The organism is Polaromonas sp., from assembly GCF_018780625.1.
Classification (GTDB): Bacteria; Pseudomonadota; Gammaproteobacteria; order Burkholderiales; family Burkholderiaceae_C; genus Polaromonas.
On the sequence record NZ_JADMJK010000112.1, the window covers coordinates 1 to 8,349 of the forward strand.

Below are 8,349 nucleotides of genomic sequence, written 5' to 3' on the forward strand. Positions count from 1 at the left end.
TCCGGGAAATTCCACACCACCGCACGCGCCTTGGCATTGCCAAACGGATGGCAGCCATGCACCTTCATCACCACGCGCTGGATGCCGCCTGACATGTCGGTCTTCCAGTTCTTGCCTTCGGCCGCTGTCTTTTCGGCTTCGGTCAGGTCGTCCCACCAGCCCAGCTTTTTCAGCAACAGGTGGTCAAACTCCGGGTAGCCGGTGGTGATGTCTGCGCCCAGGGAGTGCGAGCCATCTTCCGCCAGCAGGCTCTTGCCTTCACGCTCAACACCAAAGTTGGCGCGAAAATTTCCGCCGCCGTCCATCACGTGTTTGGAGGTGTCGTACAGATTCGGCGAGCCCGGGTGCTTGAGCGCTGGCGTGCCGTAGCAAGGCCATGGCAGTCCAAAATAATCGCCCGTGAAGTCGTAGCCGGTTTCCTTGTCGGTCCCGCCCTTGGCGCGCAGCGTCTTCACATCAAACAGATGCATGTTGCGCATGTGCGCCTTGAGCCGCTCCGGGCTCTGGCCGGTGTAGCCAATGGTCCACATAGAGCCATTGATCTCGCGCAGGATGTCTTCAGGCACGGGCTCGTCCATGCCCTTGACCTTTTGCATCTTGAAGTTCTTGGAGAGCTCCTTGGCAAAGCCCAGCTTCTCGGCAAACTGGTGCATGATCATGTGGTCGCTGCGGCTTTCCCACAGCGGCTCGATCACTTTTTCACGCCACTGCAGGGAACGGTTCGAAGCCGTGACCGAGCCGGACGTTTCGAACTGCGTGGCAGCCGGCAGCAGATAAACGGCGCGATTCGGGTTCAGGTCTTCGGCCTTGCCCGGCATCGCGGCCATGGCGGCGGTGGCCGAAGGGTAGGGGTCGACGACGACCAGCAAGTCCAGCTTGTCCATCGCGCGCTTCATTTCCAGGCCACGGGTCTGGGAGTTGGGCGCATGGCCCCAGAAGAACACGCCGCGCAGGTTGGAGTCCTGGTCGATGAATTCGTTTTTCTCCATCACGCCGTCAATCCAGCGCGAGACCGTAATGCCCGGCTTGCCCATCATGGCAGGCGACGCATAGCGGCCCTTGATCCAGTCAAAGTCCACACCCCAGGCTTTGGCAAAATGCTTCCACGAGCCTTCGGCCAGGCCGTAGTAGCCGGGCAGCGAATCGGGATTCGGGCCGACGTCGGTGGCGCCCTGCACGTTGTCGTGGCCCCGGAAAATGTTGGTGCCGCCGCCGGATTTCCCGACATTGCCCAGCGCCAGCTGCAAAATGCAGGAAGCCCGCACAATGGCATTGCCGATGGTGTGCTGGGTCTGGCCCATGCACCATACGATGGTCGACGGCCGGTTCTTGGCCATCATTTCAGCCGCCAGGTAGACACGCGCCTCGGGCACGCCGCAAGCCTCCTCGACCTTGTCCGGCGTCCACTTGGCCAGCACCTCTTCCTTGATCTTGTCCATGCCGTAGACACGGTCGTTGATGTACTTGGTGTCTTCCCAGCCGTTCTTGAAGATGTGATACAGGATGCCGAACAGGAAGGGAATGTCGGAGCCGGAGCGGATGCGGATGTATTCGTCGGCCTTGGCGGCGGTACGGGTGAAGCGCGGATCGACCACGATCATCTTGCAGCCAGTTTCCTTGGCGTGCAGCATGTGCAGCATGCTGACCGGATGGGCCTCGGCGGCGTTGGAGCCGATGTACAACGCGCACTTGCTGTTTTGCATGTCGTTGTACGAATTGGTCATGGCGCCATAACCCCAGGTATTGGCCACACCCGCCACCGTGGTCGAATGGCAAATACGGGCTTGGTGGTCGCAGTTGTTGCTGCCCCAAAAGCTCATCCACTTGCGCAGCAGGTAAGCCTGCTCGTTGTTGTGTTTGGAGGAACCGACCACGTACAGCGAATCGGGCCCGCTTTCCTTGCGCAGCGCCAGCATGCGGTCCGAGATCTCATTGAGGGCGACGTCCCAGCTGATGCGCTCGTACTTGCCGTTGACCAGCTTCATCGGGTAGCGCAGCCGGTATTCGCCGTGGCCGTGCTCACGCAGCGCAGCGCCTTTGGCGCAATGCGCACCCAGGTTGATGGGCGAATCAAACACCGCTTCCTGGCGAACCCAGACACCGTTTTCAACCACGGCGTCCACCGCGCAGCCTACCGAGCAGTGCGTGCAGACGGTGCGCTTGACCTCGATTTTTCCAGCGCCACTGCCTGCGACGGGCGCCGCAGCGTTGGCTTTTTTAACCAGCGTCAGCTGGGTAGCGGCCAGGCCAACCCCGACGCCCAGACCTGACCGCCGCAAAAAGGCGCGTCGGTCCATGGTGGGCAAGGCATTGGACAGGCCGCGCGACAGGCTTTGCACAAAACGTGCGGAGCCGGCGCGATGCGCGTGATCACCCTGAAGACTGTTTGTTTTTTTCGTGAGCAGCATGGAGCTCTCCGTGAGAATGAAGATGAATTAAAGGCGCGCGGTTTTGTAGTAGCGCTTGACGTGTTCCGACAGGCTGTAACCACCGCCTTTTTCAGGCGCGGGCTTGGGCGCTTGCACTGCGGCTTGCAGCGCGGGCGCGCCCGGCAAGGCAACCATGGCTGCTGCTGCGGCACCCGTGGCGGCCGCTCCGAAAAAGAAACCCCGGCGCGAGGGTTTTAATGAAGTGTCTTGCATATAAATCTCCTGGGAGCCGCTGCAGTCTGTATCACGAAATAACGGCATGACTATTAACAGTTAACAGTTGACCACTGTACGTGAGCGCGCTTCGCACCACAATGGGCTGCAGCACATCAACGCACCAACTAGGGGAAAACGATAATCAATATTACCGTTTGCACAGTTCTATTCATGGCATGAAGTGTCTCAATTTGAGACGAATACGCTTTAATTGAATGCGGCAGGCGCGGGATCAGGCCAGCATGTCAAAACCCTGCGCCTCAATGCTGACAAAGGCCTGCGTAAAACCCGCCAGTGCGCGGTAAAAACGGGCCTTGGGATGCTCCATGAGCACGTCGCACATGCGGGGCACCCAGGGCTGGACATGGCGCGCAAAAAATTCACGCTGGCGCGTGAGGTTGGCCACCTCCACATCGTCGCCGGCAATCAGGTAGCGCATGACTTCGCACAGGTAGGCCACATGGTCTTCGGTTTCCGGCATCGCTTCGTCGCGCGCCAGCCCGAGGGCCGCAATGTCGGTGCGCAAGGCGGCCAGCGGCTTTTCATTGAGGAATCCACTGAGATAGTGGGAGCCAAAAACGTACACCTCGGGCTTGCCCACGCCGCCAAACAAGGCATCGTGCTCGGCGCGTATGTCTGCCAGGCTCAGCGTGCGGGCGGCGGCCACCAGCTCGGCCCATGAGCTTTCAAGCAAGGCACCCGCTGCGGGCGCCTCGGTCACGGCGACGCGCAGGTTTTCGTGCAACTGGGCCGTGGGCGCCGCGTAGTAAAGGTCGGCCAGCAGGCCGTAGATTTCGGCGCGTGCGGTTTCTTCGTCAAGGGTGGACGGAACGAGCTGGGCTTGCGCGGTAGGGAGTGACATGGTTAGCGAATATCCGTGATCTTGATTTCGTTGTCGGCGGAGTACAGGTCGATGACCCGGCAGTCCCCGCACATCTTGAGCCGGTCTGCAGCCGCGCCCTGAAACATCGCATGCCCGGCCAGTTTTCCCAGCATGGACTCGATGCCCTTGAGGGTGCCGAAAGGCTTGCTGCAGCGTATGCACTGGTAGGGCTGCGCTTCGTTCAGCACCCGCGCCTCTTTGCGCTGCGGCGTGAGCAGCAGGCGCGGCTGCAGCGTAATGGCGTTTTCAGGGCAGGTGCTGGCGCACAGGCCGCACTGCACGCAGTTTTTCTCGATGAATTTGAGCTGCGGGCGGTCGGGGTTGTCTTGCAGCGCACTGGCCGGGCAGGCGCTGACGCAGCTCAGGCACAGCGTGCAGGTGTCGGCATTGACCACCAGGCTGCCAAAAGGTGCGCCCTGGGCAGGCAGCGCAATCGCCTCGGGCAGCGCGGCAGGCGCGTGCGTCATCAGGTGGTCCAGCACCAGGTCCAGCGTGGCGCGCTTGTCGGCCTGCACCGCAAAACCGGCGGCCTTCGCCACGCCCTGCGCCGCTGCTGCCTGCAACTGCACGTCAAGCCCGGCCAGGTCACGCGCATCCCGGGCCTCCAGAATTCGGAAGTGCTCGCCCTGGTAGCCCAGGCCGGTCAAAATAGCCTGCGCCACTGCCATCTGCTCGCGCAGGGCATGGCGGTATTCGGGCGCCTCTTCGCCCGTCATCAGCACCCATACCTGCGACGCGCCGTAGGCAATGCTGGACAACCACAACTCCAGCCCGCTTGATGCGGTATGCCACAAGGCCATCGGAATCACCCGCGCCGGCACGCCCCGGGTGGCGGCATCAAGGCGGGCCATGCGCCCCAAATCGCCCAGCAGGCGCGCGCCGGCGTCCTGGCTGTGCAGCAACAGCGCAGCCTGCTGGCCGCCAGCCTTGCTGTAAGTGCTCAACAGCGTCTTGATCTTGGTACCCTGCTCGGCCGGGCGCGGGTAGGCGTAGGAGATGGCGCCAGTCGGGCAGACGGTGGTGCAGGCGCCGCAGCCCACGCACAAGTTGGGGTTGACCTTGATCTGCTGGCGACTTTTTTCGCTGCTGATGGCCGAGGCCGAACACACGTCGATGCAGGCGCTGCAACCGACTTGTTCGTTGCGGCTGTGCGCGCACAGCTTTTGCTTGTAATTGAAGAACTTGGGCTTTTCAAACTCGCCCACCAGCGAACGCACTTGCAGCAGCGTGCGGCTATCCTGGCCGTCCCAGCGGAAATAGCCCTGCGGCAGCGCATGCTGAGTGAACGCCGGCGTGGCGCGCAGATCAAGCACCAGGTCAAACTTGTCGCTAAAGCTCTCAGGCGCGCGGCTGAAGTCGATGGCGCCGGCGATGCCGCACACCTTCACGCAAGCCCGGTGCGACTGGCACAGGCTGTTGTCAATCTGGTAGTCAAAGCCGATGGCGCCTTCCGGGCAGGCCGACAGGCAGGCATTACAGCGGGTGCACAGGTCCAGGTCAATCGGGTTGCTACGCGTCCAATTCAACTCAAACGCACCCAGCCATCCGGTCAGCTGCCTGATCTGCCCGGCCAGCACCGGGTAGCGCCGCTCCTGCAAGCCGCCGTTGCGCCCCGCGCCCAAGCTAAACAGCGTGACATCCAGCGCGTCCGAGACCAGTTCGGCAGCGCGCTCGGCCGCATCGAGCTCACCAATGATCAGCAGGCGGCCCGCGCTCTTGTAGGTCACGGTGGCCACCGGTTCGGCGTCGGGCAAATGGGCCGCTGCCAGCAAGGCGGCAATCTTGGGGCTGGCCTGGCCAGCGTCCCGGCTCCAGCCGCCGGTCTCCCGGATGTTGACGAACTTGATGACCGAGCGCACGCCCTGGGTTTGCTGGCCGACCTCCAGGAACAGGCGCTTTTCCTGGGTGCAGGCCACCACCACATCGTCGCCTGATTGAATCGCTTTCTGGAAGGCGCCCGCTTCACGGCGGCACAGCGCTGAATGCAGCGTCAGGGGTTCATTGAGTGCCGCGCCCAGCGTCTGGGGCTGTAGGGGCATGGTCTGGTTGCAGTCGCAAATGAGTGTTGGCATGGTCTTGTTGGCTGGCGCCGGAGTCAGCTATGGACTCGGGTTGGCTGGAATTTTCGGGCATGGGAGGCGGCAAACCGGCGAGGTCCGGCGCATCAGGAGACTGTGCCACGGACGCAAGGCCGGGCGTATGCGCAGTTTCCCTTGGCGATGCGGCCGGGTTGCCGTCCCTAGTGGTGGTTTCTTCGTCTTTTTTCTCGTGGTCAAACAGCTTTAAAAACTCGGCGCCCGCCATCTGCCGCAGCATGGACTCGGGAATGGGGTCGGCAATGGAGTAGTCGTCGATGTAGATGTCCAGGCCGTCCATCACGTTGAAATGCGGGTCGGTGAACAGCTTTTTCATGGCGGCGTTGCGCACCTCGGGGCCCACGTCGCGCGCCATGAAAGGACTGAAGTCGGCATCCTTGCCCAGCTGCCGCACGTCTTCCAGAGACAGCGGGATTTTTTCTGGCTGCGCGGCTTCGCCGGCATCAGCCGCCGGCAAGGGCGCTGCCGTGGCCACGGGTGTAGCGGCCGCTACGGGCTTGACCGGCGCAGCCGGTTCGTCCAGGGGTTTACCCTGCAGCGCATCCGTCTTGCGGCGCGCCCAGCGGCCCAGAAAGCCGTTGGCGGGCTCAACCATGGCCACCGCCTCCAAATTTTTTGTCAGTGCTGACCCGCGCCGGGTTGCCAAAGCGGTCCTGCAGGGTCTTGAAGCTTTGCGGGCGCTGGCGGCGCTTGGCCTCAAGCACATGGTGCGCGTTCACAAATTGCTGCAGCCACTGCACCACCTGCGGCGGCGCGGGCACTTGCTCCACGGTTTCCTGCGCATCCAGCCAGCGTCCGGCATCGTGGTAGCTCAGCGTCACAATTTGCGGCACGGCCACCGGCTCGCCGGCCAGCGCAGCTTCTTCTTCCATGCGCCAAACCACCCAAAAGCAGGGCTGCTGCGTGGTGACATTGAGGTAGTAGCCTTCTGCATCGGTGGTGAGCAGCTCGACCTTGAAACCCGGATGCAGCCAGCGCTCTTCGCGCTCGTCCTTCAGCAGCAAACGGGGCCGGTCGCCAAAACCGTCTTGCTGGGGCACCACATCGGCCAGCACCCAGCGCCAGGGCTGCCAGACGTTGTCGATGCGTTCGCGGCACATGACCACCGCTACCACGGTAAACGGGCGACCAGGCGCCCCATCCGGCGCGGGGGATTGCAACAAAAAATCAAGCATGGCGCGAGTGTACGGCGGTCTTCATGCCCACTTCAGGAATGCCCTTTTGGAGTGAACTACCCGCCATGAACGGCGCCCCCACCATAGCCCGCTGCCACTGCTGCATCGCCGCCGCGCCGTATCGCCACGGCGCAATACTTGAACTCCGGGATTTTCGCGAACGGGTCCAGCGCGGCATTGGTCATCAAGTTGGCCGCCGCTTCGTAGTAGGCAAACGGCATGAACACCGCGCCTGGCGGCGTGCCGTCGTCGCGGCGCACATGGATCGCCACCTCGCCCCGGCGCGACTGCACCGTGACCACATCGCCGGGCGCAAGCCCCAGCGCCAGCAGGTCGGCGCCGCACAGCGAAGCGGTGGCCATCGGCTCCAGCGCATCCAGCACTTCCGAGCGGCGCGTCATGCTGCCGGTGTGCCAGTGCTCCAGTTGCCGCCCGGTGATCAGCACAAACGGGTAGTCGGCATCGGGCCGCTCGTTGGCCGGAATGATGTCGGCCGGCACCAGGTGCACGCGGCCGTCGTCGGTGTCGAAATGGTCCAGGAACACGATAGACGCACCGGGGTCGTCCTCGCTCAGGCAGGGGTAGGTCACGCTGGCTTCGCGCTGCAGGCGCTCCCAGGTAACGCCTGAAATAGCCGTATGCATGGCGCGCCGCATTTCTTCGTAGACGGCAGCCACGCCTTCGTTCGGGCCTTCGTAATGCCAGTCCAGCCCCATGCCGGCCGCCATTTGCTGCACGATCCACAGGTCGGGCCGCGCATCGCCCGGCGGCGCAATCGCCTGCTGGCCCAGCTGCACCATGCGGTCGGTGTTGGTGACCGTGCCGGTTTTCTCGGGCCAGGCGCTGGCGGGCAGCACCACGTCGGCCAGCCAGGCGGTTTCGGTCATGAAGATGTCCTGCACCACCAGGTGCTCCAGGCTGGCCAGCGCGTGGCGCGCATGGTTCAGGTCGGGGTCGCTCATGGCCGGGTTCTCGCCCATGATGTACATGCCGCGCACCTTGTGCGGGTCGGCCTCGGGCGCGAGGATCTTGTGCATGATCTCGACCACGGTGTAGCCGGGCTGGTCATCGAGCGGTGTTTTCCAGAAGTCTTCAAACCAGGCATGCGCAACTGGATCAGTCACACGCTGGTAATTGGGAAACATCATCGGAATCAGGCCGGCGTCGCTGGCGCCCTGCACATTGTTCTGCCCGCGCAGCGGATGCAGGCCGGAGCCGGGCTTGCCGATCTGGCCGGTCACGGCGGAGAGCGCGATCAGGCAGCGCGCGTTGTCGGTGCCGTGCACATGCTGGCTCACGCCCATGCCCCACAAAATCATCGCGCCCTTGGCCCTGGCGAATTCCCGCGCCACCTCGCGCAGCGTGGCCGCCGGAATGCCGCAAATCGGCGCCATCGCCTCGGGGCTGTAGCCCTTGACGTTTTCCTTCAAGGCTTCGTAGTTGTTGACCCGCCTGCTGATGAAGTCCTGGTCGGCCAGGCCCTCGTCGATCACCGTGTAAATCAGCGCATTGAGCATGGCCACATCGGTGTCGGCCTTGAACTGCAGCGT

The 8,349-nt window shown here is 63.2% G+C and carries 7 protein-coding genes; all 7 read right to left on the bottom strand.

Annotated elements, in window-relative coordinates; all coding sequences use genetic code 11:
- Window positions 1-2,408 (bottom strand): molybdopterin-dependent oxidoreductase (locus IV091_RS10055; RefSeq protein ID WP_293468246.1); only part of this gene is annotated, 2,408 nt, incomplete at its 3' end.
- A 27-nt stretch (window positions 2,409-2,435) separates the two neighbouring features.
- Entirely contained in the window at window positions 2,436-2,642 is a 207-nt protein-coding gene (locus IV091_RS10060; RefSeq protein WP_293468248.1) for a formate dehydrogenase, read from the bottom strand.
- Window positions 2,643-2,877: 235 nt separating this feature from the next.
- Complete coding sequence (locus IV091_RS10065) at window positions 2,878-3,507, bottom strand: molecular chaperone TorD family protein (protein ID WP_293468250.1); 630 nt, start codon at window positions 3,505-3,507, stop codon at window positions 2,878-2,880.
- Window positions 3,508-3,509: 2 nt separating this feature from the next.
- Window positions 3,510-5,600, bottom strand: coding sequence for a 4Fe-4S binding protein (locus IV091_RS10070; protein WP_293468252.1), 2,091 nt, complete (start codon window positions 5,598-5,600; stop codon window positions 3,510-3,512).
- Window positions 5,527-6,219, bottom strand: coding sequence for a DUF3306 domain-containing protein (locus tag IV091_RS10075; protein ID WP_293468254.1), 693 nt, complete (start codon window positions 6,217-6,219; stop codon window positions 5,527-5,529). Before IV091_RS10075 ends, IV091_RS10070 begins: the two co-directional genes overlap by 74 nt.
- A complete protein-coding gene (locus IV091_RS10080) occupies window positions 6,212-6,799 on the bottom strand; it encodes a DUF3305 domain-containing protein (RefSeq protein WP_293468256.1) in 588 nt (195 codons plus the stop codon). The genes IV091_RS10075 and IV091_RS10080 overlap by 8 nt, the downstream gene beginning before the upstream one ends.
- A gap of 56 nt (window positions 6,800-6,855) precedes the next feature.
- Window positions 6,856-8,349: molybdopterin-dependent oxidoreductase (locus IV091_RS10085; protein ID WP_293468258.1), on the bottom strand; the 1,494-nt coding region annotated here is incomplete at its 5' end.

Bases quoted from the DNA above. Each gene is read 5' to 3' on its own strand.
- IV091_RS10075 (WP_293468254.1), bottom strand. From the start codon at position 6,219: ATGGTTGAGCCCGCCAACGGCTTTCTGGGCCGCTGGGCGCGCCGCAAG.
- IV091_RS10065 (WP_293468250.1), bottom strand. From the start codon at position 3,507: ATGTCACTCCCTACCGCGCAAGCCCAGCTCGTTCCGTCCACCCTTGAC.
- IV091_RS10060 (WP_293468248.1), bottom strand. From the start codon at position 2,642: ATGCAAGACACTTCATTAAAACCCTCGCGCCGGGGTTTCTTTTTCGGA.
- IV091_RS10070 (WP_293468252.1), bottom strand. From the start codon at position 5,600: ATGCCAACACTCATTTGCGACTGCAACCAGACCATGCCCCTACAGCCC.
- IV091_RS10080 (WP_293468256.1), bottom strand. From the start codon at position 6,799: ATGCTTGATTTTTTGTTGCAATCCCCCGCGCCGGATGGGGCGCCTGGT.